Source organism: Paenibacillus sp. NPDC058177 (genome assembly GCF_042883835.1).
Lineage (GTDB): Bacteria > Bacillota > Bacilli > Paenibacillales > Paenibacillaceae > Paenibacillus_AQ > Paenibacillus_AQ agri.
Map to the genome: position 1 here is coordinate 1,944,677 of NZ_JBHVVB010000001.1, position 23,062 is coordinate 1,967,738.

The 23,062-nt window shown below is 45.2% G+C and carries 21 protein-coding genes and 1 tRNA gene; 5 read left to right on the forward strand and 17 right to left on the reverse strand.

From position 1 onward, the window contains the following. Positions 1-29: 29 nt before the first annotated feature. Positions 30-1,649 (reverse strand): carbohydrate-binding protein, encoded by a 1,620-nt coding sequence (locus tag ACFVU8_RS09220; protein ID WP_387426921.1) that lies wholly within the window; start codon positions 1,647-1,649, stop codon positions 30-32. A 114-nt stretch (positions 1,650-1,763) separates the two neighbouring features. Further along, positions 1,764-2,603 carry a helix-turn-helix domain-containing protein gene (locus ACFVU8_RS09225; RefSeq protein WP_379466356.1) on the reverse strand — a complete coding sequence of 280 codons (840 nt, stop codon included), beginning with the start codon at positions 2,601-2,603 and terminating at the stop codon, positions 1,764-1,766. Positions 2,604-2,781: 178 nt separating this feature from the next. Here ACFVU8_RS09225 and ACFVU8_RS09230 point away from each other — a divergent pair, with 178 nt between their 5' ends. Then, on the forward strand, positions 2,782-5,250 hold the full coding sequence (locus ACFVU8_RS09230; protein WP_387426923.1) for a beta-mannosidase: 2,469 nt from the start codon (positions 2,782-2,784) through the stop codon (positions 5,248-5,250). Positions 5,251-5,353: 103 nt separating this feature from the next. On the opposite strand, the gene ACFVU8_RS09235 is transcribed toward ACFVU8_RS09230, so the two are convergent. Next, complete coding sequence (locus ACFVU8_RS09235) at positions 5,354-5,914, reverse strand: helix-turn-helix domain-containing protein (RefSeq protein WP_175406440.1); 561 nt, start codon at positions 5,912-5,914, stop codon at positions 5,354-5,356. 116 nt (positions 5,915-6,030) lie between these two features. Between ACFVU8_RS09235 and ACFVU8_RS09240 the strand changes: the two genes are divergently transcribed. Further along, the gene (locus ACFVU8_RS09240) at positions 6,031-6,612 is read left to right on the forward strand and encodes a LysE family transporter (protein ID WP_387426924.1); all 582 of its coding nucleotides are present in this window, start codon (positions 6,031-6,033) and stop codon (positions 6,610-6,612) included. A 254-nt stretch (positions 6,613-6,866) separates the two neighbouring features. Then, positions 6,867-7,514 carry a FusB/FusC family EF-G-binding protein gene (locus tag ACFVU8_RS09245; RefSeq protein WP_379466359.1) on the forward strand — a complete coding sequence of 216 codons (648 nt, stop codon included), beginning with the start codon at positions 6,867-6,869 and terminating at the stop codon, positions 7,512-7,514. A 53-nt stretch (positions 7,515-7,567) separates the two neighbouring features. Here ACFVU8_RS09245 and ACFVU8_RS09250 read toward each other — a convergent pair whose 3' ends face one another. The 8 genes from ACFVU8_RS09250 to ACFVU8_RS09285 all read right to left on the reverse strand — a co-directional run bounded on the left by ACFVU8_RS09250 (position 7,568) and on the right by ACFVU8_RS09285 (position 16,144). Then, complete coding sequence (locus ACFVU8_RS09250) at positions 7,568-8,935, reverse strand: MATE family efflux transporter (protein ID WP_387426925.1); 1,368 nt, start codon at positions 8,933-8,935, stop codon at positions 7,568-7,570. A gap of 24 nt (positions 8,936-8,959) precedes the next feature. Beyond that, complete coding sequence (locus ACFVU8_RS09255; protein ID WP_387426926.1) at positions 8,960-9,871, reverse strand: carbohydrate ABC transporter permease; 912 nt, start codon at positions 9,869-9,871, stop codon at positions 8,960-8,962. A gap of 28 nt (positions 9,872-9,899) precedes the next feature. Beyond that, complete coding sequence (locus tag ACFVU8_RS09260) at positions 9,900-11,612, reverse strand: extracellular solute-binding protein (protein WP_387426927.1); 1,713 nt, start codon at positions 11,610-11,612, stop codon at positions 9,900-9,902. Between the two features lie 63 nt (positions 11,613-11,675). Then, the gene (locus ACFVU8_RS09265; protein WP_376767068.1) at positions 11,676-12,647 is read right to left on the reverse strand and encodes an ABC transporter permease; all 972 of its coding nucleotides are present in this window, start codon (positions 12,645-12,647) and stop codon (positions 11,676-11,678) included. 29 nt (positions 12,648-12,676) lie between these two features. Then, positions 12,677-13,471, reverse strand: a complete 795-nt coding sequence (locus tag ACFVU8_RS09270; protein WP_387426928.1) for a DeoR/GlpR family DNA-binding transcription regulator — start codon at positions 13,469-13,471, stop codon at positions 12,677-12,679. A gap of 28 nt (positions 13,472-13,499) precedes the next feature. Beyond that, a complete protein-coding gene (locus tag ACFVU8_RS09275) occupies positions 13,500-15,254 on the reverse strand; it encodes a LamG-like jellyroll fold domain-containing protein (RefSeq protein ID WP_387426931.1) in 1,755 nt (584 codons plus the stop codon). Further along, a complete protein-coding gene (locus ACFVU8_RS09280; RefSeq protein ID WP_387426933.1) occupies positions 15,251-15,796 on the reverse strand; it encodes a 5' nucleotidase, NT5C type in 546 nt (181 codons plus the stop codon). The genes ACFVU8_RS09275 and ACFVU8_RS09280 overlap by 4 nt, the downstream gene beginning before the upstream one ends. A gap of 264 nt (positions 15,797-16,060) precedes the next feature. After that, positions 16,061-16,144: transfer RNA gene (locus ACFVU8_RS09285), tRNA-Leu, on the reverse strand. A gap of 212 nt (positions 16,145-16,356) precedes the next feature. On the opposite strand from ACFVU8_RS09285, the gene ACFVU8_RS09290 reads away from it, so the two are divergent. Both ACFVU8_RS09290 and ACFVU8_RS09295 read left to right on the forward strand, forming a co-directional pair. Continuing rightward, positions 16,357-16,944, forward strand: coding sequence for a TetR/AcrR family transcriptional regulator (locus tag ACFVU8_RS09290; RefSeq protein WP_387426936.1), 588 nt, complete (start codon positions 16,357-16,359; stop codon positions 16,942-16,944). A gap of 156 nt (positions 16,945-17,100) precedes the next feature. After that, positions 17,101-17,964 (forward strand): NmrA family NAD(P)-binding protein, encoded by an 864-nt coding sequence (locus ACFVU8_RS09295; protein WP_387426939.1) that lies wholly within the window; start codon positions 17,101-17,103, stop codon positions 17,962-17,964. Between the two features lie 96 nt (positions 17,965-18,060). Here the strand turns inward: ACFVU8_RS09295 and ACFVU8_RS09300 are convergent, their stop codons facing one another. The 6 genes from ACFVU8_RS09300 to ACFVU8_RS09325 form a co-directional block, all read right to left on the reverse strand. After that, entirely contained in the window at positions 18,061-18,792 is a 732-nt protein-coding gene (locus ACFVU8_RS09300; protein WP_387426941.1) for a type 1 glutamine amidotransferase, read from the reverse strand. 66 nt (positions 18,793-18,858) lie between these two features. Next, positions 18,859-19,515 (reverse strand): ArsR/SmtB family transcription factor, encoded by a 657-nt coding sequence (locus ACFVU8_RS09305; RefSeq protein WP_387426944.1) that lies wholly within the window; start codon positions 19,513-19,515, stop codon positions 18,859-18,861. 73 nt (positions 19,516-19,588) lie between these two features. Beyond that, the gene (locus ACFVU8_RS09310) at positions 19,589-20,830 is read right to left on the reverse strand and encodes a CynX/NimT family MFS transporter (protein ID WP_387426947.1); all 1,242 of its coding nucleotides are present in this window, start codon (positions 20,828-20,830) and stop codon (positions 19,589-19,591) included. A gap of 193 nt (positions 20,831-21,023) precedes the next feature. Next, a complete protein-coding gene (locus ACFVU8_RS09315) occupies positions 21,024-21,593 on the reverse strand; it encodes a helix-turn-helix domain-containing protein (RefSeq protein WP_387427231.1) in 570 nt (189 codons plus the stop codon). Between the two features lie 87 nt (positions 21,594-21,680). Beyond that, positions 21,681-22,103, reverse strand: coding sequence for an NUDIX domain-containing protein (locus ACFVU8_RS09320; protein ID WP_387426950.1), 423 nt, complete (start codon positions 22,101-22,103; stop codon positions 21,681-21,683). A 51-nt stretch (positions 22,104-22,154) separates the two neighbouring features. After that, positions 22,155-23,042, reverse strand: coding sequence for a LysR family transcriptional regulator (locus ACFVU8_RS09325; RefSeq protein ID WP_387426952.1), 888 nt, complete (start codon positions 23,040-23,042; stop codon positions 22,155-22,157). Positions 23,043-23,062 lie beyond the last annotated feature (20 nt).

Genomic DNA, 23,062 nt, shown 5'->3' on the forward strand with positions numbered 1-23,062 from the left:
AAATAGGAGCATTGTGCTTAAACAACCTATTACTTCTTAGTAATCGTAAACCAATTCACATTTAAGCCGCCTAAGGTTGGAAAAGATAACGCAATTTGCTGTTCTGTAGATGTTAGCAGGACATCATGCGAGATGGTGGTCCAGGTCTGCCATCCTCCCGTTGCCGGGACTGTAATGGTGCCGAATATTGCTCCGCCGCCAGCCCGTTCAAATTGAATTTGACTGCCATTGGGGCTAGCTACCCTATAGCTGATAGTGTAAGTCCCCGGAGAAAGGGGAGTTGGCGTTGAATAAGTCATCCAGTCACCAGGATCGATCCATCCCACATTTTGCCCTCCACCAACGTCTGTTGTGTCTTGCTTCTGAACGCCATTACTTTCGATGTAATTCTCTGCCTCAATTCTTATACTCGGTGTTTTCTCCTCGACTTTAATCCAGTTAAGATTAAACCCTCCAGAGGGAAATGATAATTTTAAAAGCTGCTCTCCAGCAGAAAGATTAACATCATGGGAAATTGTGGTCCAGGTCTGCCAACCGCCTGTAGCAGGGACTTGGGCAGAACCAAATACCTGACCTGTAGTACCATTCTCAGCTTGAATGGTGCCGCCTCCATTTGGACTGGCTACCCTGTAACTTACTTTATACGTATTAGAGGAAGCGACATTGACGGGATAGTTCACCCAATCGCCGGGATCGATCCAGCCAACATTTAGGCCACCGCCTGTATCCGTAGTATTCTGGGTTTGTACTCCAGACATGCTGGAATAATTCTCAGCTTCTATCGTACCCGGCACACTAAAGGACGTGCTAGGCTGTTGACCGCCACCCATCCATAAAAGAGCATTAATAATAAGTTTATTCTGTGTCTCATCAGAAAAAGTATAGGATTTCGCTGTGTTGTTTGCATAGTTCATATCATTATGACCCATATTGGCATACATCATTTTATAATTTTTATTGGACCAAACTATAGGATAATAACCACTGTACCAAGATTGGTTGGGATCCGTACCAAGAGGAAAACTCACAGGATCGACGGAATATAGGATATCAATATTGGGTTTGGTGCGCAGATCAACCGACCAGCTATACCATTCGCTTGCAGGGGTTTTGAATGTTGCCGGCATATTACTGGTGGCAGGATGGGTACTGTTCTCAAGGCGCAAGGTAGCTGGCGTTGGGAACCACGTGTTTGATCTAAAGGCCCCCGACCCCAAAAATTCGTTATAGTACCAGTTCCATGAAGAAGGGTTTGTGGTGAAAGCACTTACATGAAAACCCAGCCATCCTCCGCCATTTCTCATATATTGCTCAAATGCGGGTCTTTGAGCAGCAGGAGGTACATCATCTAAAAAAATGACAACCTGGTACTGGGAAAGATTAGAAGTATTTAATTTACTCCAATCGTTTGTCGATTCGTATGAAAAATTGTACCTGCTGGCAAACTCAGGAAACCTTCTGTTTGCTTCGTTTACAAAGCTTATATGGGCTGCGTCCCAAGTTCCGTTGTAAAAAGCTATGACTTTAAATTGCGGACTGGCTTCTGCGGCCTTGGCACCATAACTAAAAAAAGAGCTTATGAATATGAAACTCATACAGATAGCAAAGACCCGGGTTAACAATGTATTCGATTTTGTTACTTTGGACATTTCCCTACCTCCATTTCTTTTTTTGAAATTCGCTTGGAGTTGTTACGCAGAGCGGCCAATTAATTTTTATGCATTATTAAATTTATATATGATACAGAAATCACACTGGGCTTCCTAACGGGAACGAATCTTCCCCGGGGAAGCTCCATAATGTATTTTGAACAAATGATAGAAGTGACTAAGATTGTCAAATCCGGCTTCATAGGAGATTTCCAGAATCGTCAGATTAGTGGTCAGCAAAAGATTTTTGGCATAACCGAGCCTCAATTGATTGATGTACGCCGTCGGTGTCGTGTGGAGATATTGCTTGAATACGCGGTTGATATGGCCAACACTATGATCGGATATTTCATTCAAGCGGCTCAGACCGCCTGTGAAATTTTCTTTTTTCTGCATGTCCATAAGAAGTGCATTCAGCCACTGCGGGATCTCTTTCTGGTTCTGATCCTGATCATTGAAAAAGTAGTAGGTCAACGCATCCGTCAGAAAACTGCGCGCTAAAATTCTGGCCCTCTGCTTATCTATGCTCGTATACAGATGAATCAGCTTGCTCTTCTGGACGAGCGTCTCCATATCGAAAGACGGCAGAATGACATAAGGCGGCATTTTCAAGCCTTTCAGCTTCCCGGCAAAGACGGAATTTTCAAAATAATGAAAAGCATCCTCCACCACTTCTTTATAAAAGTTAACATTAATGAATTGGCAGTCATTCTCCTCATAAAAGTCATACCAGTGCATGTCGTCCGGGCGGATGAACACCATCGTATTAGGCTCCAAAACCTGTGCCTCGCCATTAATATGATGTACGCATCTACCTTCTGTGATAATAAAAATTTCATAATAATCATGATAGTGCAGCGGTGTGGTGTGCTTAATCGAATATTCAATATGAAAAGTGGACTGTACCTGGGGGTCAATCAGCGTTTCGGCTTTTAAAAGGGTCGCTTGTGTCAATTCTTCTCACCTCATATGATGTCAACTCCGGCCAACGGCCTGTTCTTCAATCTCCTGTTAAATCCTATGTTAATATAGCACAAAAAAAGATGAAACAATACAAGACTATCCTGATATTCAGCTGATACTATATACCAATATAGCACAATAAAATTCTTAAAAAGCAGGTGGAATGCAGATGCAATTGTTAACACTTAGCGGTATATGGCAGATGAAAAAAACGGATGATTCGGAATGGATCAACGGCAACGTTCCTGGCTCTGTGTTTAATGATTTACTTCAGGCCGGTCAAATGGAAGATCCGTTCTTCAGAGATAATGAATATGACGCGCTGGAGCTGTCCAAATCCGATTTTGAATACACCAGAGAGTTTTCCGTGGAAAAAGATCTTCTGGACCATGATGTTGTCCTGCTGCGTTGCGAGGGGCTGGATACCCTATGTGACCTTTCTATAAATGGTACGCTTGTTTTGAAAGCGGATAACATGCACAGAACCTATGAGGTTGACGTAAAGGATGTGCTCGTTCCCGGGATCAATGTGATCCATGTCCTCATTCAATCGGCAACCCTGTACGCTTTGGAAAAAGAAAAAGAACAGCATCTCTCAAGCTGCGCGGATGCCGTTCCAGGGATCTCTCATATCCGCAAGGCGCACAGTATGTTCGGCTGGGATTGGGGTCCGCAAATTCCCGATGCGGGGATTTGGCGGGACATCACCATTCACGGCTATGACAATGGGCGAATTGATGATGTATATGTGACCCAGACACATAGCGAGAACAAGGTCCATCTGGACATCAAGGTAGATCTTCAACATTGGTCGGAAGCCGAACTACACCTGCGGGCCGTTCTGGAATCCCCGGATGGGCAAGTGTACGAACAGGTGTCCGCCGTCAACCTTTCTCAGACCTCACTGGCTCTGGCAATTACCGACCCGCAAATCTGGTGGCCGAACAATTTCGGCAGTCAACCTTTGTATACCTTAAAGGTGGAACTGTCTAGCGGAGCTAAAGTCATTGATGACAAAACACTTACGATCGGTCTTCGCACGCTAACTGTCAAGCAAGTCAAAGATACTTGGGGCGAGTCCTTCGAGTTTGAAGTCAACGGTAAGAGCATCTTCGCCATGGGCGCGAACTATATCCCGGAAGATAACGTCTTCGGGCGGATCAACTATGAAAAAACAGAAAAATTGATTAAAAGCTGTGTGGAAGCTAACTACAACTGTATCCGTGTGTGGGGCGGCGGGTATTATGCCGATGATTATTTCTATGATCTGTGCGACCAGTATGGCTTGATTGTGTGGCAGGATCATATGTATGCGTGTGGAAATTACGATTTTACCGACGAGTTCAAAGACAGCATCACGCTAGAAACGATCGATAATATGAAAAGAATCCGTCACCACGCCTCCCTCGGTCTGTGGAGCGGCAACAATGAGCTGGAGTATGCCTGGGCATATTGGGGCTGGGGAGAACGGTACGGCGAAAAGCTGAAACAAGACTATCTCAAGCAATTCGAAGAGTATTTGCCGGAGTTGTCCAAATCGCTTGATCCAAACACCTTCTACTGGCGGTCATCCCCTTCCTCCACGGGTAACTTCGATGACCCGAACAACGAGAACATTGGGGATATGCATTATTGGGATGTCTGGCACGGACGCAAGCCGATCACCGAATTCAGAACTCTTTTCCCGCGGTTCATGTCGGAGTTTGGTCTGCAATCCTTCCCGTCACTAAAAACTGTGGAGTCGTTCACACTGCCAGAAGACCGGAATATTTTCTCCTACGTCATGGAGTCTCACCAGAAGAACGGTACCGGCAATGAGAAGATTCTGTACTATATCAGCGAATATTTTAAGTATCCGAAAGATTTCGATAACCTGCTGTATGTCTCCCAGCTTATACAGGCGGAAGGCATGCGCAATGGGATCGAGCACTGGAGAAGAAACCGCGGAAGATGTATGGGCGCTATTTATTGGCAGCTGAATGACATCTGGCCGGTAGCTTCCTGGTCCAGTCTGGACTATTTCGGTAGATGGAAAGCAGGTCATTACGCGGCTAAAAGATTCTTCGCTCCGGTACTGGCCTCCGCGTGCGAAGAAGGAACCACTGTCTCGCTGCATGTGACCAACGAAACCTTGAACGAAACCACAGGACATCTAAGCTGGCGTCTCCTGAACACCCGTTCCGAACTCATTCAGAGCGGTGAGCTGGCGGTATCCGTTGATGCTCTTTCCACACAGGAGATCACCAATCTGGATTTCGGTTCTGTACTGGACACCAAGCAGAAGCAAAGAGAAAGCTACCTGGAATTCGACTATATCGTAGACGGTCAATCGGTCAGCGGAGGAACTGTACTGTTTGTGAAATCCAAGCATTTTAATTACCTGGACCCACAGATCAGCACCTCTGTCACCGAGACAGAAGATCAGTTCATCGTTGAAGTTAAGAGCCAGTCGCTCGCCAAATTTGTGGAACTTAGTTTAAGCCATGCGGATTCCCTTTGGAGCGATAACATCTTTGACTTGTCCGCTTCTGCCGCAAAAACCGTCACCGTCTCGAAAGATAGCCTATCAGAGCAGCTGACACTGGAAGCCTTTAAAGAGCAGCTTACCGCTCGCAGTTTGTTTGATACATTTGAATAACAATCATAAAGAGGCTCGTAAACCGCTACAAATGCTGGTTTACGAGCCTCTTGTTATGCTACGCTTCGGCCAAAGCCTTCCCCATTGTTCGGGCTATTCAGCGCTAGTGATTACCGCCATAGTATATGACCATGTTCATTTGGCACTTTGTATTTTCTCTGTTGAAATAAGAGTGTGGTCTGTCCGCTTTGAAACGAATGGCGTCACCAGCTTTAACTTTATATTCAGTGCCACCAACCAGTACCGTCATCTCCCCTTCAAATACAGTAATGTATTCTTCGGTCCCCTCCTGGTGCGGCTCGGAAATTAACTCCCCTCCCGGATCAATATCTACCGTGTAGATTTCGAATTTTCTTCCATCGTCATAAGGAAAGAACGGGTACAATCGGTATTTTTCCTCTTCAGTAAGAGATTGAATATCCTCTTTGGCTACAACCACCGCTTCCGTTTGGGATTGATTGATCAGAGCAGTGAACGAAACCTTTAGCCCATTTGCAATCTTCCATACCGTTGTAATCGATGGATTGGACTCTCCCCGCTCGATCTGCCCCAACATCGTTTTACTTATTCCTGTCAATTCAGATACTTTGTCCAGGCTGAGCTTTCTCTGGTTACGCAAAGCTTTCAGATTTTTAGCGAAGATCAACTGAATATTATCCAAAATACTCAACTCCCTGCTATTGTGCGTTATAGCGTATTTATTGTACAATCATGAAGCACAGAATGTTATGACGTACATTTTGTTCAATTGTAGCATATATTTGAGGAGTGGTTTCAAGCATGTCTTTTATTCCGTTTTTGTCGTATGTCATCGTTACTACCTTTACACCAGGCCCCAATAATATAATGGCCATGTCAAATGCCAGCCGAATGGGCCTAAGAAGATCATTTCCTTTTATTTTAGGCGTCGGTGCAGGTTTCTTAGCCATTATGTTACTCTCCAGCTATTTCAATCTGGTATTATACCATTTTATTCCACGCATAAAAGTTGGGATGAACATTTTGGGATGTCTATATATGCTGTATCTGGCTGTAAAGATTGTTAGAAGCAGCTCCCAACAACGAGATGATTCTACTTCCAATAACAACTCGTTTTTCTCTGGATTATTGCTGCAATTCATTAATCCCAAAGTGATCCTGTATGGAATCACTGTCATCTCCACCTTTATCACACCCTACCATTACTCGAACTTCAGATTGATAGGCTTTGCTGTCTTTCTTGCTTTTGTCGGCTTTCTCGCCACCTTTAGCTGGGCACTGTTCGGCTCTCTCTTCCAGAGCTTTCTGCTAAAGTATCAAAAAGCTTTTAATATTGTCATGGCATTACTACTAGTGTATAGCGCACTATCTGTCTTCAGCTAACGTTCCTCTAAACTTTGTGCCTTTTAGGCCTATATGCTATACTTTCCTCAGGATATGTGACAGGGGGTTGTATAGACATGGCAACGCAGAATTGCTCATTAGCTAGGGTGTCCTCATGCAAAGCCTAATACTAGGGCGATACTTTGTGTGAGGTGCGATAGAACAGATTTCATCGCCCAAACTTAACATTATCGTTTCTAATAATGGGCTTTGCACCTTATATTTTTCCATTAAAAATAAGGGGCTGAAAAGCTATGAATACACCATTCATTAGAAACCATCAATATAACGTTATTAAGAAACAAAGTGAATTCCTTCAGAACACACTGCGCACCGTCGCAGACCGTAGAGTTTTGGAGACTGTAAGATTTCGTGCTGCAACAATCGTTACTGAAGCCTTTCCTTCTATTACACAGGAGCAGCAGCAGATGCTGGAACAAATCTCGACCTTAGAGTCTGGTTATGATTTCCAGAGATATGTCAGCGCACTAGAGCCTTACCTAGAGCCATATCCGACGATTACGCTAAAACAAATTCAGAAGTTGTTCCCTAAGACTAAGAAGCTAAAAGTACCTGATCTCTCATCCATCGATTTTCGATTTGTGACGTATCTGAGCTGGATCGATATTGCTTCGAATAAATTATTCATTGTATATCCATTCGAAGGTCAGTTCATTGGGATTGAGGGAAGAATTACGCCGACACATAAGAGCGGGTATTGCCTGTTCTGCAATCGGCATCAAGAGCTTGCTTTCTTCTCGGTCAAGACCAAACCTGCGAACGCTTCGCCGGATAATTATTCTGCGGTTGGTCAATACGTCTGTATGGACAACGATAAATGCAATGGGATTATTACCGATACAGGACCGCTGGAGAAGTTCATTCTTTCGGTTCGAAAATAACAACGAACCAAGAACCACACCGAGCATACGCTCGCATGTGGTTCTTGGTTTTTTTACATATTTAGCTGTTCTTGTGAGACGATCACTAGCCGCTTCCAGGCCTGCTTTCGCCATCGGTAGAACATCATTAAAGCCCTGATCCACTCATCAATTGCAAAGGCAAGCCAGATACCTGCCAAGCCAAAATGCAGCACCACACCAAATAGAAATGCCATCGGTACACTAATCCCCCACATCGAAATGATCCCGATGAGAACTGGAAAACGTACATCTCCTGCCGCATTCAAGGAACTGATCAGCACCATATTACAGGCTCTGGCCGGCTCCAGAAGAATGGATAACAGGAATAATTCCCGGCCTAGTGAAATGATCCCGGTGTCTGAAGTAAACAATCCAAGTAACGGACTTGAGATAAAATAGAGCAAAATACTGACAGCCGTTGTCACGAGTAGCCCCGTCTTTAAGCTTCGCAGTCCTGAACGGTAGGCATCCTCCTTGTGGTTTGAGCCGATTAAATGACCCACAATGATCTGGGTAGCCGTACCGATAGACATTGAAAACACAAAAACGAATGAGGTTATATTCTGTGTATAGATCTTGGTCGTTAACGCTGCTACCCCTAGCACGGAAATAAAATAGGTAATCACACCCTGTGACAAATTATACGATATGGGTTCGCCTGCCGATGGAAGCCCCAGCTTAAACAATAGTCGGATATCTTCTTTCCGAAAGCTCTTTAGTGGAAGCAGCCGGACACGATGAGGCAGACTGCGACTGCATAATATAAGCAATACCAGCAATGCGAACAACCTTGAGACCCACGTAGAAGCAGCTACACCTCCTACACCTAAAACCGGCATACCAAAGGGATGTTTAAGTACAATATACACCCCGATAATATTGATAACATTGCTGGCCAGGGACACCAGCATCATTTCCTTCACGATGCCGCGGCAGCGGAGCATGGTACCTAAAGTCATGTTAATGGCAACCATTAGCATCGAACTACCAACGATCGACAGAAAGACCTTGCCTTGCTCCATGATCCCTCCCGATAATTTGAACACATTAAGAAAAACACCAGGGCACAATAACAAAGTCATACTTATGAGAAGGCCAAGAATTACATTAAGTGTAAGAGAAAGCGCACTTATCCTCTCCACATCCTGCGGCCTGCCTGCACCCAGAGATTGATTCAACACTACAGCAGTACCTACAGTCAGAAATCCAAAGAACATCCCGGCAATGGTCAACACCTGATTGGCCAATCCTACAGCCGTAACCGCTGTATCGGAGTAGCCGCTCAGCATCATCGTATCGACGATGCCAAGCAGCATTCCAAACAGGTTCTCCAGAAATATCGGCCAAGTCAGAGAAAGCAGACTATAACTCTTCAGCCGATCTTTACGTTCATCCGGCAAAGTTCAATTCCTTCCTTTCAAGCATTATTCTTTTATCGAACCAATCATCACACCTTGGGCAAAATACTTTTGCAGCAGCGGATAAATCATCAGAATGGGTGTAATTACAATAATAATCGTAGCCATCTTCAAGGAAGTGCCAGTAACCTGGATCTTATCAATCATTTGCAATTGTGCAGGATTGCTCGCTTTCATTAAGGTATCTGCCAGCGCCTGCTGTTTCGTCAACATCTCCTGCAGTACCGTAGAGAGCGGCTTTAAATTGGAATCACGGACATAAAAGGCGCCTGTAAACCAATCATTCCAGTGCTCTACGGCATTAAACAAAGCAATGGTGGCAAAAACAGGTTTGCTGACCGGGACAATAATCCGAAAGAAAATGCCAAAGTCGCTGCAGCCGTCGATTCGTGCGGCTTCTTCCAGACCTTCCGGTGTCTGCTGAAAAAATGACCGCATAATCAACATGTTCCACACACTGTACAATGCCGGAATAATGTAGACCCAGATACTATTCGTAAGCGAAAGATTCTTGAGCACAATATAATAAGGAATGATTCCGCCGCTAAACAGCATCGTGAAAAAAATCAGGAAGGTCAGCTGCTTGTGCCCCGGGAGAGTGCGGCTCTTAAGCGCGTAAGCGGCCATAGATGTCAAGATCACGCTCAGAAAGGTACCTACGACCGTACGAAAGATAGAAATCATAAACCCATTCAGAATATTGGATTGGTTGAATACTTCACGGAAGTTCTCTAGCGTAAACTCTCTTGGCCAGAAATAAATGCCTCCCTTTGCCGCATCAGATCCCACGTTGAAGGCTAGCGCAAGTACATTAATAAGCGGCAATAGGATACTAAGACTCAACAATATCAATAATCCATAATTCATCACATCTACTGTCTTTTCCATACCTGCAGAAAACATCGAAGCTTTCTTCATGCCATGTATCCCCCGTTGTCATACAGAATTAAAAGAGCAGCTGAGTTTTAGGGTCCTTACTTTTTTCCTCTAGTAGTTTGATGTAATCATCAAGCCCTGCAATCTGAAGCTGCTTCGCCGCAGCATCCAGTATCGTCTTTGCCTCTGTCATGTCCTTAGCATAATAGGCTCGAACCACACTCTCCTTGTACTTGTCGAGCGCCATGCTCAATTGATTCCCTTTGCTGAACTCTCCCATGAAGGCAAGTGCTGAATAGCCGTCTTTCACTTTCGCTTGACTCCTTTTTTCGTCATATCCCCAGTATTTAGCGAGTTCAAGTGGTACTTTATCTTGGTCTGGAGTCTCATTGGCGCCATAGGTTGCCTCACCAAAATCCTTGAGATCATCCACATCTGTACCCCCAAGAAACCAGCCCCAACCGTTACCGACCCCTGAAAATCCAAGCTTCTTTGCACTAACCGGGTCTTTTTGCAGCAGATCAAGCACTTGTTTCTTTGGTACCGGATTTCCTTGGGAATTCAAATCATAATCCCGGCCCTCAAGTCCATAATTCCAGAGCAGCTTACCTTCACGAGTAGCGAGGAAATCAGCTAGCTTCACAATATCTTCCGGATTTTTGGTGGATTTAGGAATGGACCATGCACCGTATCCGCTTTTATAAGTCAAATCCATCTGATAAGGACCGTCTACCGAGTTCAACGGACCCAGCGGAACATACCGGCCATCCTTGTCTTCGTCAACGTAATTATGCATTTCCCCCACAATCGCGAATGAATCATTAAGCACGCCTTCTTTTACACGGGTCTCTTCCATTGTGTAATACTCCGGATGCATCAATCCTTCTTTTAGCAGCTTCTGTACAAATTCTACGCGCTTTAGACCATAGTCTGTTTGACTCTCATGCAAGATTTTACCGCTAGCGTCGCGCTTGAAGCCTTCACCGTTAAAGCCTGTCCATACAAGGTCATTATATAGCCCTTGTCGGTCAGAGCCTCCCCAAAGGACAGGTCCGATCGGAAACACAGCCTTGCCGTTCTTATCTTTGAACCCGCCTGCCTTAATTTTCTCAGCCAATTCATAAAGCTGCTCAGAGGTTGTAATTTTACGCGGGTCTACACCAAGGGCATCGGCAATATCTTTACGGATATACGGTCCCGAGATATATTTCCTGACCCCATATCCGCCTTCTCTTGGAATATTGATGTGCACACTATAAGCAGCGCCGTTATATTCTGGCCGGAACATCACACCATACTTCGTATCAATAGGAAGATAGTTATCTTCAAGATATTTACTGTATACCTTTGTGTTTTTCAGCATTGGAGCGACATCATAAAACATATCCTCTGAAGCAGCCTTGTTAATAAGCCCCATCTCCGGACGGCCGCTATCATTCAGATAATAACCGATAAAATCCGGCAGATCGCCCGAAGCCAGCCCGGCTGCCAGTGCTTTCGTAGAGTCGTCGAAACCTACAGCCTGGAGCTGCAGGTCAATACCTGTCATCTCCTTGAGCTTCTTCATAATGTCGGGATTCATCTCTTCTGTTACATCGCTGCCCATGAAGATCAAGCCTTTGATTGTACGGTCCGCGATCCAGGTTGCAGGCTTTCCGGCTTTCTTGGCCGAATCGGTATCAGAATTAGAACTACTCTGAGCGTCATTCCCTCCGCATGCCGTTAACACCATTCCAAATACCAGTAGAAGCAGAAGCAAATTGGAGTAACTTTTCTTAATCATGGTTGATTTCTCCCTCTCCCTAGCTTTTCTATTGTGAAAGGCCAAACTGCAACGTCCGCCAGCTCACCATAATGAAGTTTCGAACCATTTACGGGATATCCGATTGACGACTAGTACTAAAATCAGACCGATAAAGCCTTGCATTAGACCCAGAGCTGTACCGAATCCAAACTGTCCGCTCTCGAGTCCCATATGAATGAGGTACGTATCGAGAATTTCTGAAAGATTCATGTTGCCCGGTGTTCTCAGCAGGTAAATCTGATCAAATCCTGCCGATAAGATATTACCTAGAGATAGAATGAAAATAATCATGATGGTAGGACGGATACCAGGCAGCGTAATACGCCACATCTGTTGAAATCTTCCTGCGCCATCGATTTTTGCTGCTTCATACAAGGCCGGATTAATCCCCACAATAGCTGCAAAATAAATGATCGAACTCCAGCCAATGTCCTTCCAGATATAACTCCAGAACATGACCGGATAGAACGCATTCTCCTTCATTAAAAAGAAGGTGCTCCCGTCACCGCCAAACCAAGAAATCACCTGATTAACCAGGCCGGTGTCGGGCGAAAGAATCCGCTGTACCAGGCCGATTACGATAACCCAGGACAGAAAATGAGGCAGATAAGCGATACCCTGAAACACATGCAGCAGCCTTTTCCTCTTGATTTCATTGAGCATCACAGCGAGCAATATCGGGAACGGCAGGGCCAGAAAAACCTTCATTAGACTGATAATGATGGTATTCTTAATAATTTGCAGACTAAACGGATCTTCAAAGAACATCTCAAAATATGTGAATCCAACCCATGGACTTCCGAATATTCCCTTGTTGAACTGATAGTCTTTGAAGGCCAGAACCACTCCGCCCATAGGAATATAAGAGAAAATAATGAAAAATGCGATACAAGGCAATAGCATCAGATAAAGCTGATAATGGCCAATCAATCGATTCCAGATCCGGGGCCTGCTGCCGGCAGCTCTCTCTGTACTCTTTCTTTTCATAGGAGCAGCCGATAGTTTCATATTCATGGTTCATTCTCCTCCTTACAGGCGCTTCTTCATTCAGAATGATCGGCGGTGATCCAAGTAATGCCTTGACGCTCCAATTCTGCCTCCCAAAGCGAAGGATAAACTTTGTCACTTACGATTACGTCGATTTTCTCAAGCGAAGCTAAATGACAACTAGCCTGAATACCTACCTTGCTGTGATCCGCCAGTACAATGATTTCTTTGGCGCTATTCATTACCATTCTAGAAATCACAGAATCGTTCAAGTCATAATCGCTAATTCCAGTATCGATGGAAATCCCGCCTATGGAGATAAAAGCATGGTCCACATAGAAATTTTTAAGCATTTCCTGACACAGATACCCGCTTACGGAACGTTGAAAAGGTGAGAGTTCTCCACCCAGCAAGATAGCTCGGCCATGCACGAGTCCCTTGGCGATCGATTCGCACAGCTGGTTAGCCACAGTTAATGAATTCGTAATGACGGTAATTTGCTTTTTACCTTTCAAGGCCTTAGCCATTTCATAAATGGTGGTTCCGGTATCCATAAAGATGGTATCTCCATCTTGGACCAGCTCTGCCGCCCTGCCCCCGATGATCTGTTTGGCCTCATAATTCATTATGCTGCGCTGTTGATACGGCGGCTCCCCGCCTTCGTACTGTGTCTTGACACCTCCACCATAGACCCGTTTCAGCTTCCCCTCTTCCTCCAGCTGGAACAGGTCCCGGCGTACAGTCTCTTGCGATACTTTAAGCTGCTCAGCCAGCAGCGTTACCCTTACTTTGCCATGAGCATCGATTTGTTCGAGAATGAAGTCTCTTCGTTCCTCGGCCAACAATGACATCTGTTTCTATTCCCCTCTCCTGTACCCCTTACTGCTGTGCTGCAAATGCAAATCTTGTTTTGAATGGAAGTGCCAACTCAAATTCGTCATACCGTCCGGTTAGAAACCGGTAATCCGGGTACTCTAAAGTCTCATAAACTCCCAGCGATGCTACCCATGGCGAGAAGCTTCTGAATCTCATTCTGTTATCCACCTCATCAAATTCAGCAAGCCGCAGCCAACCATTCCCCCCTCTATAACGATCCTGGTAATTAACGAGGATCTGAATGACCTCTTGCCCACTGGCATTCTTACGCACCTGATGCACATTACCGTTAAAGTGTCCGTTCACGGTCATGAACACCTGATCGTAGGGATGTACGAGTTCCTTCCAGATTAAGACACCATTCTCTGATAGTTCAGGGAGATTCATGGCCCGATGCCGGGTCGTATACATAATATCGTGCGAGACAAGGATGGTCGGATAATTCCGATGACTTTCGAGAATGTCCCGGCACCAGTCCATGTCCTTCTCTAGATGTTCCATATCAACCATCAGCCATAAGTAGGTGTAGCTTCCCGCCGGCTTCAACCCATAAGAACTGTAACGAGAGGGTGAAGCACCACGGTAGTAGCTTTTATCCTGAAATCGTTCAGGGCCAAAATAGTGTAAATACGTATGATGCTCATCGTAATCGTGATTGCCTGCTGTCATCATGTAAGACACCTTGCCTTGATCAAGCATGGCAACGGCAACCGAGGCACGCTCCCATTCGACTTCGACCTCACTCCGGTGTACCAGATCACCGACAAAGGCGGTCATAGCCAGCTGCAAGTGATCCTCATGCTTAACAATCCAGGCTGTTTGGGCCTCAAGCATCTCCGGGTTCAAATAGGTTTGCATTTGAGGATCGGGAATAAAGACAAAATGATAATTCTCTTCCCGCTGCAGCTCTGGCTCACCCTCAAAGCTTCCTTCCAGCACTTGCTCCGCCTCCATCTTACAGAGCCAGTCGTCCGGGTGGAGCGCTTCTCCTGTAACACGAATCTCCCTAATCGTCCCGGTAAATAGAGTATCAATTCCTCCAGCCCATTCGGAAGCGCCTACGTTCCAGCCTCTTTCCTTGACCGCAGCGATTCCGGAAATACCTTCCAAAGGGCTGTTATAATCACAGATGCCGTTAACAAATAACAGGGTACGGTGCGTATCATTGACAATCACTACATGATGCCAGTCTCCTGCCTCCAACTGGCGCGTCCAGTTCGTTGTCGAGGTGTGTAAATTCTCCGGATGGCTGACCCACTGTATCTCCTTGCAGTTGGATACGGATAGAGAGGACAAGAGCTCACGCTCACCGCTTCGTCCAAGTTCTCCTCCCTGTCCCTGGCGGGTCAATACACCCATCCAGCTGTGGCGAACTTCATCGAAAGGATCGGGAAGACGAATAATCGCCTCGATCGTAAAGCCTTGTAACATGCTTTCCTTATTCAATGGAGCCTCTTGCTCTGTCCAAAAATAATAACCGGAGCCCTTGGGAAGGCGATCATTGCGAAAAGCCAACCCTTCTTCCCCTTCTTCTGTTTCCCAGGTTAAAAGGTCAGAGGCTGTAACGCTGTGCCCTGGCACCAGGTTTACAGAGGTAAGTAATAATCGATTTCCTTTACCGCTATAGTCCCGCAGAACAAGATTCTCCTTCTGCAGACTTCCATGCTCAACTCCATCAGGGGTAAACCGCCAGTGAGCAAGCGGCTCCACTGGATTCTCCCGCCGCTGCGTTCCCAAGGATCGTCCATGCCTCGTCACCGCCTCACCTCGGCTCGCTCTCCAAGCAACAGTTCTTGTACCTCAAGCCAGTTATTCACCCGGGTATATCCCGTTTCAAAAATATTGTGAGCAGCACTGTAAAGTATGCCTGTCCCCTTGAATCGCTTTAGTTGCTTCACATTATCATCGATTAGATAGTCGGCATGAATAATGCTTTTGTCACCGCAGAATACAATATGGCTGTCAGGTATAGAGGAAAAATGCTCCTTAAGCCATTCATATTTCGCTTGGAACGACGCAGGAACTTCCATCGCCGCTGTGGCAATAAAAATCTCGTAATGTTTCTGTAATTCCCGAATAACCTTCTGACTGTCCGGTATGACACTCAACTGGCGAAAGAATTGCTCGGATTCATAGTAGCTTTCGATTTCTTCGCGACGCTCTGGTCGAATGTTGACAAGGGTGGTTCCTTGCAGTTCTTCCAGTGTCACGTTATCACCGTGTTCCAGATTAAACAGCTCCAGATGTGAGATGGCTGTATCTGCCATGACTTCATCAATGTCTATTGCAATTCGCTTCATAGGTAGCTCCTTTTGTCCATGACCGTTTCAGTGTGTTTTTCTATTAAATCTCACAAATTCACAACAAATAAAAGAACATGTCACAACTTTAAAGGAGAAATATCAGCACAGAATCAACACTTCATTAAAAAAATGTAAATCAAAAAAAACAACCGCTCTCTCTTTTTACACAAAGAAAGAACGGTTGTCTTCGGTTCGGTTAAAACAAAAAGCTCTCGAATCGTCACAAGGACAATTCAAGAGCTCATTGTTTACTAACTATGATGCGGTCGAGAGGACTCGAACCTCCACAGTATTGCTACCACACGGACCTGAACCGTGCGCGTCTGCCAATTCCGCCACGACCGCATATTATTTAGTGGTGATCTCAATCACCGGTAAGTAAGACTATACGCCTTTTTTGGATAAAATGCAAGTCTTTTTTTACGCAACGTGGTTCATTTAACCTTCATCTCTGGAGCAATGCAAATTATTTTGTTTTCCTGTTCAAGCATCGTCTATAATAGTTGTAATATGTAAACTGTAATTTGTAATCCATTATATTAAGGGGATTAAACCTAATGACTGATGTATCGTTGTCCAAAGATGTAATTCTTGACACTGCCGAGACTGTCTTCCGCAAGTTCGGACTCGCCAAGACTAACATATCTGATATCGCTCGTGCGCTTCATGTCAGCCATGCAGCGTTGTATAAATATTTCGACAATAAAGCGGCACTGCGTAAAGCGGTTGTGGAACGCTGGATGCACAGCGTCTTCGATTCTTTGAATGTTGTGGCTGCTGAGGATATCCCAGCCGATCAAAAAGTGTACCGTTGGCTGGATACTTTACGGGAATTCAAGCGGGAACGCGCCAGAAAAGATCCTGAATTGTTCGCCATGTACGCAGCTATGGTCGCAGAGACCGAAGGCGCACTGGAAGTCCATGTTAAGCATCTAATAGATCAACTAACATTAATCATTGAAGACGGGGTATCGTCCGGCATCTTCGCTTGCAAGGATCCCCGCCAGGCCGCTACTGCCGTATTTATCGCAACAACGAGATTCCATCATGCCGCCCATTCTGCAGAGTGGGAATCACCTCATTCCGACGCGCAATTCCAAGCCATTTGGCAGGTCTTATTGAACGGATTATCTATAACAAAATAAACCATCGCCAGTAACGCCAGCATGGGCTCGATCTATCCCCGATCGAAGTTCAGCTGGCGTTTTTATACCTACAAGTTACGTTTTAATTATTTTGTAACTTGTAATTTGTAAATTGCGATGATATACTTCTCCCATAAATCTTAAGGAGTGATATTGATGTATACAGTCATGGGCGTTACAGGACAAGTCGGAGGAGCCGTTGCTAATCAGCTTCTTGCAGAAGGCAAGAGTGTTAGAGTTGTTGTTCGCGATGAACAAAAGGCAAGCGCATGGAAAGAACGAGGCGCGGAAGTGGTGACTGCGGACTACCGTGATTCGGCAGCTCTGCAAGTCGCTTTTACCGGAGCAGAGGCTGTTTTTGTGATGAATCCTCCTTACTTTTATCCGGAAGAGGGTTTTCCTGAAACAAAAGAAGTGGTTAAATCTATTCGCTTGGCGTTGGAAGCAGCAGCTCCCCAGAAATTTGTTGCTTTATCTTCTGTAGGCGCACAACATCCTCAGGGTCTTGGTATTATTGGTTCATTGCATATTTTAGAGCAGGAATTAAGCCAGTTATCGATCCCTTCAGCCTTTTTGCGGGCTGCCTGGTTTATGGAAAATTCGCTGTGGGATATTGAGCCCGCCATGAGTAATGGGCATATCCAAGCTTATCTTGCACCCCTGGATCGTAAAATACCCATGATCTCCACTGTGGATATTGGCAAAATTGCCGCCGCTACACTTCAGCAGACTTGGGAAGGCACCCGCTACCTTGAACTGCAAGGACCTGCGGCGTATTCGCCTAAAGACATCGCTTCTACGCTCGCCAAGCTTTTAAACCGAAATGTAGAAGCTATTCTGATTCCACGTTCGGATTGGGCAGATACTTTTGTTCAGCAAGGCGGAATTGCTGATCGCGTGAACGGTCGTCTGGAGATGCTGGATGGATTTAACTCGGGCTGGATTGACTTTGAACGTCAGGGAACAGAGCTTATCACGGGTTCTGTAACGTTAGAGGAAGCTTTAAATAAATTAATATAGTGAGGGTCCCGATCTTGTCTGCGGCTTGGGCCGGGACGACTAAAAGCAAAAAAAGTGGAGCACAGGGATTGATCATCCTTGCGCTCCACCTCTATTTTACTGCTCAGCAGCCGATTGGAACTTCTCTTCCATTAACCCCAGCAGCGTGAACAGCAGCTCATTGGATAAGTTGATTAGTTCGGGTTGTCCCAGCATTTCCGCTGGTGTCTGAACATATTTCCCCGGCTCCATTTCGTCTTCGCTATGCTCTATGATTGTACGGATACTGTCTTCGTTAGATTCCAAATGAAATTGCAAGCCAACGACATGACCATTATATTCGAAGGCTTGGTTACCACACCCTGCGCTAAACGCCAACGTCTTCGCTTCTGCCGGCAAACGGAAGGTATCCCCATGCCAATGAAATGGTGTAAACTGCTGCGGGAACGTTTGGAAAAATACAGAGTCTTGGGCTGCGTCGGTCAGTTCTACCGGGAACCAGCCAATCTCCCTCCACGGGTTCTTCTCCACAACTCCCCCAATTTGCTCAGCAATGAGTTGAGCTCCCAAACAGATACCCAGCACTAACTTTCCAGCATGGATAGCCTGGTTTATGTACTGTTTCTCTAAACTCAGCCAAGGGATATTTTCCTCATCATACACTCCCATCGGACCACCCAAAACGACAAGCAAATCATAATCATCATGCTCAGGCAGGCTCTGATCTTCTTCGTACATTAACGTGGTCTTAAGCTGGTGCCCCTTATTCCTGGCCCAAACGGCAATGTGCTCCGGCGATTCAAACGGGACATGCTGCAAGCAATGAATTTGCAATTTCCCACCCCACATTCTCTTGTCTTCTGCAAGATTAGTACATCATCCACCTATAAATCAAACTAAGAGAGGTACATGAATTTACCGGGTTTGCCCCCATTCATATACTCCCTCTTCTATACGAAACGCTGTAAATCCCTCCTGCTGCATTTTTTCCACAGCCTGAGTTGAAAAAATGCAGTAAGGTCCCCGGCAGTATGCCGCAATCCGGGTATCCTTGGGAAGACCTTGAAGATAAGTATCCAGTTCCTCCATCGGTACAGAAACCGCCCCGGGAATATGACCCGCTTCAAACTCTTCTGCCGGACGAACATCGAGAAGAATAATACTCCCGTCTTCGACTTTATTTAATACCTCATTCAGTGAAAGTGTCTGTATTTCCTCAAAGTTGTTCATAAAATTCGATTTGATCCGCGTAATTTCTGCCAGCTGACTTTCGGATAAACGCCACAAGGAATTTAAAAATCCTAAAATTTCAGGGTTCGCCAATGTATAAATGACATACGTCCCCTGCTTGCTAAATTTCACCAGCCTGGCATCTAATAACACTTGAAGATGACGCGAAACATTCGCTACGCTCATCTCTGTTCCTTTGGCCAGCTTTTCTACCGATTTGGGACCCTGAGATAATAAATGCAGCAGTTCCAGACGTTTATCACTAGACAGGCATTTCCCGATACGAGCAAATTGTCCATACAACTCATCCTTAAACGCTCTTGCCGACGGCTCTGGAGTCATCTTGCTCCCCCTTTATCATATTCAATAAATTATTTGAATTATAATAATGAGCCGTCTATTCGTCAAGGGGATTCTAGGAACTAATTTTCCGGTCTCTTGCTGCACCCAAGCCAAAAATAAGAAGTAGCACGGTTGCTCCAAGCAGAATCAGAAGCGGCGTAGTCCAGCTCTGCGTCATATCATGCAAGTAACCGAAGAGAATCGGACCGGCTGCTGCCAGCAAATAACCGACGGATTGAGCCATACCGGACAATTCTGCCGCCTGATGGGCATCCTTCGTACGGAGTCCAAAAAACATCATCGCCAAACCAAAAGCGAAGCTGCAGCCGATCCCTACTAAGATGACCCACAACGCAATTAAATGGACGCTTCCATAGAGCAGACCGAGAACGCCAGACATTATAAAAATAAACGCCATTATAATAAGCGGACGCTGATTAGACATCCGTCCTGCCATAACTGGTACAATAAAAGTAAAGGGAAGCATGGCCAATTGCAGAATCGATAACAACCAGCCGGATTGGCCCGAGCCAATGCCCTGCTGCAGCAGAATCTCTGGCAACCAGGCGATCACCACATAGAACACCATAGATTGCAAACCCATATACAAGGTCACTTGCCAGGCCAATCCTGAACGCCACAAGCTGGTCTGTTCACCGGCCACCGTATTATTTTGAATCGTACTTGCCCCGTTTTCTTTTCCCTTCCGTTTCCATTGTGGCAACCACATGACAATAGAGATAAAGCTCAGAACGCCCCAAATCCCCAGTGCCCCCCTCCACCCAAGTCCTGCATTAACGGCAAGCGGGATACTGATTCCGGAAGCGATGGCACTCATCAAATTCATCGAAATGGAATATACACCTGTCATCATCCCTAGCCGCGATGGAAATTCATGTTTGATCAGACTGGGCAGCATTACATTGCACACAGCAATAGCCAGCCCAAGCACAATAGTTCCCGCATATAAAGTGATCACCCCAGGAACAGACCTTAATACAATACCAAATGTAAGACAAATCACAGCGGCCATAATCAGCCGTTCCACGCCAAATTTACGACCTAACCGGGGAACCCATGTTGAAAATAAAGCAAACGCAAGCAAAGGTAATGTCGTAATCATCCCTGCCATTGTATTGGAAATCTGTGTACTGCTGCGTATAAGTCCTACGAGGGGACCTACCGAACTGAGTGGAGTCCGCAGATTCGCTGCGATAAAAATAATTCCTATAATCAAGGTCAACCCCGCTGTGCGCCGGGCAGTTAGACTTGATTCTCTATTCAGTCTTTCATGAAGCTCATTCGATAAAGCCATGCTGTAACCCTCCTAATGTATTGTTGGCTAGATTCTGTAATCTAAAGAACCACATACATTATAATATACTTATAATAAAATAAAGTAAACTATAATATATTTTTATATAAAATATAACATACCAAAAACCCTCTATCCCCAAATAGATAGAAGGTCATTGTGATTCTTATGAGAAAGTCATAGCCTCTGAGGACTACAAATTGTATTTTAAAATAATATGAAGAACTACTTCATCATCCGAGTGATTAACATAGGAATGCTTACCTTCTGCATTAAAACTGATGGAGTCATATTGATTCAGGGTATGCGCTTCTTCATTCACGTGAATGGTAATGCTCCCGGACATGACGGTGAGAATTTCCGTTGAGTATTGATGATGTGGTTCCGGAAAGTAGGAGCTATGCGGCTGCAAATAGGCCCGGCACATCTCAATTTCATTACTGGTGTTCTGAAAAATCGGCTCCACAATCCAGGTTTTCTGTTCACCCGTGATCCTTAAGCCATGCCCAGCTCGGGATATTTGCGATTTACTCTCTGTTGAGAACAAAGACATGAGCGGAATCGAGAGGCTTTTGGATATTTTCCATAACAGTCCAAGGGTTGGATTGGTCTCACCCCGTTCTATGTTTCCGAGGGTCAGCTTACTCACCCCAGATAATTCGGATAGCTCCTCCAGACTCAATCGCTTCTCTTTACGAAGTTTTTTGAGGCTACCGCCAACCTGTAGAACAATTTGCTTGGGATCATCGGTTTCCATATGTATTTGTTCAACCTCACTTTCTAGTCATGCATCTCTCTCCGGGACCCGCTTAAGGATAGACTATGGGGATTAGCGATGCCGATTCTTATTCTATTCCAAATTAATGCTGCTGTTCAACTGTTTTAGCGCATAATCTGTAGTCATTGTAATCTTATTTGGCAGATCCTGCATAGAAAACCACTGTACTTTCTCTAGCGCGTGGGGTTCTTGATTTTGTACATCCCCAGAAATAATATTAGCCAAAAATGTTGGAGCTACATAGTGGACGTCTTCCGCTGGAAGGATATGATTCGTCACACACAGTAATCGTTCAATTTCGATTTCTAACCCTAATTCTTCACGAATTTCACGTATTACGGCATGTTCTATCGTTTCCATATAATCAACTTTGCCACCGGGTAAACTCCAATGCCCGGCTTCAGGTGGTTTTTTACGTAAAACTAGCAAGATCTGATTGTTCTCATCTCTTATAACGGCTCCTACACCAACTCTTGGTCTTTTTTCTGCTTCCATGGTATCTCTCCTATTCTTACATTAAGCTTATTATATCGTATTGCAGCATGATTAATTGGTCTGTTCGTATAGCGCTCCAAAATATTCTACAACTACCTCACGGAATTCTACAGCAACCCGCGTGATATAACGACTCTTATGCCATAGTAAGGCTATTTCTCGCACCAATTCATGGTCCTCTATTTGGAGATATTTGATTCGTTCCCGTGAATTCCTTGCCGTACTTGGGATAAAGGCTATGCCAATTTCGGCTTCCACAAGAGCGCTTAGCCTTGCAGGTTCATCGCCCTCATACACATAATTAGGTACAAATCCAGCCGTGTTGCATACAGAGTCCACTAAATCACGAGTGCCGTAGCCTCTCTTAACACCAACAAACCATTCATCCCTTAGTTCTGTTAAGGACACGCTAGTTCGGTCTGCCAGTCGATGTCCTATTGGAACAGCTATAAGGATGGGATCGATGCAAACAATTTTACATTCAATATCATCTCCTTGTACAGGAGGTGAAGACAAGCAGAAATCGACCTCTCCTCGATGAAGAAGTGTAACCATTTCTTGCGTGGTCAGCATTTGCACATGAAATTGGATATTGGGCCGCTTTTTCCGAAACTCTCGCAGGATATTAGGTAGCGCACTTGCCGCCGTCACCGCTAATTCGAGTGTGCCATGTTCCGGGCTGGATAAATCGCTAATCTCCTGCTTTCCCTGTTCCAATTCGAACAAAGCTCGTTCTGCACGGCGAAGGAATCTGCTTCCGAATTCATTTAACCTCAGCTTCCGCCCAATTCGATCAAATAGAGGGACCCCTATATCCTCCTCCAAGCGTTGAATTGTTTTGCTTAATGACGATTGAGTAACATGGAGACTTCGTGCAGCTTCGGTCATATGCTCCAACCTGGCTACCGCGACAAAATATTGCAGTTGAAGCAATTCCATTATACGCCCTCCGTTCATTC

Coding starts and splice junctions, on each gene's coding strand:
- ACFVU8_RS09245 (WP_379466359.1), top strand. CDS start 6,867: ATGAATACACCATTCATTAGAAACCATCAATATAACGTTATTAAGAAA.
- ACFVU8_RS09300 (WP_387426941.1), bottom strand. CDS start 18,792: ATGTGGGGTGGGAAATTGCAAATTCATTGCTTGCAGCATGTCCCGTTT.
- ACFVU8_RS09240 (WP_387426924.1), top strand. CDS start 6,031: ATGTCTTTTATTCCGTTTTTGTCGTATGTCATCGTTACTACCTTTACA.
- ACFVU8_RS09265 (WP_376767068.1), bottom strand. CDS start 12,647: ATGAATATGAAACTATCGGCTGCTCCTATGAAAAGAAAGAGTACAGAG.
- ACFVU8_RS09325 (WP_387426952.1), bottom strand. CDS start 23,042: ATGGAATTGCTTCAACTGCAATATTTTGTCGCGGTAGCCAGGTTGGAG.
- ACFVU8_RS09280 (WP_387426933.1), bottom strand. CDS start 15,796: ATGAAGCGAATTGCAATAGACATTGATGAAGTCATGGCAGATACAGCC.
- ACFVU8_RS09260 (WP_387426927.1), bottom strand. CDS start 11,612: ATGATTAAGAAAAGTTACTCCAATTTGCTTCTGCTTCTACTGGTATTT.
- ACFVU8_RS09270 (WP_387426928.1), bottom strand. CDS start 13,471: ATGTCATTGTTGGCCGAGGAACGAAGAGACTTCATTCTCGAACAAATC.
- ACFVU8_RS09310 (WP_387426947.1), bottom strand. CDS start 20,830: ATGGCTTTATCGAATGAGCTTCATGAAAGACTGAATAGAGAATCAAGT.
- ACFVU8_RS09320 (WP_387426950.1), bottom strand. CDS start 22,103: ATGGAAGCAGAAAAAAGACCAAGAGTTGGTGTAGGAGCCGTTATAAGA.
- ACFVU8_RS09295 (WP_387426939.1), top strand. CDS start 17,101: ATGTATACAGTCATGGGCGTTACAGGACAAGTCGGAGGAGCCGTTGCT.
- ACFVU8_RS09255 (WP_387426926.1), bottom strand. CDS start 9,871: ATGAAGAAAGCTTCGATGTTTTCTGCAGGTATGGAAAAGACAGTAGAT.
- ACFVU8_RS09220 (WP_387426921.1), bottom strand. CDS start 1,649: ATGTCCAAAGTAACAAAATCGAATACATTGTTAACCCGGGTCTTTGCT.
- ACFVU8_RS09305 (WP_387426944.1), bottom strand. CDS start 19,515: ATGACTCCAGAGCCGTCGGCAAGAGCGTTTAAGGATGAGTTGTATGGA.
- ACFVU8_RS09290 (WP_387426936.1), top strand. CDS start 16,357: ATGACTGATGTATCGTTGTCCAAAGATGTAATTCTTGACACTGCCGAG.
- ACFVU8_RS09230 (WP_387426923.1), top strand. CDS start 2,782: ATGCAATTGTTAACACTTAGCGGTATATGGCAGATGAAAAAAACGGAT.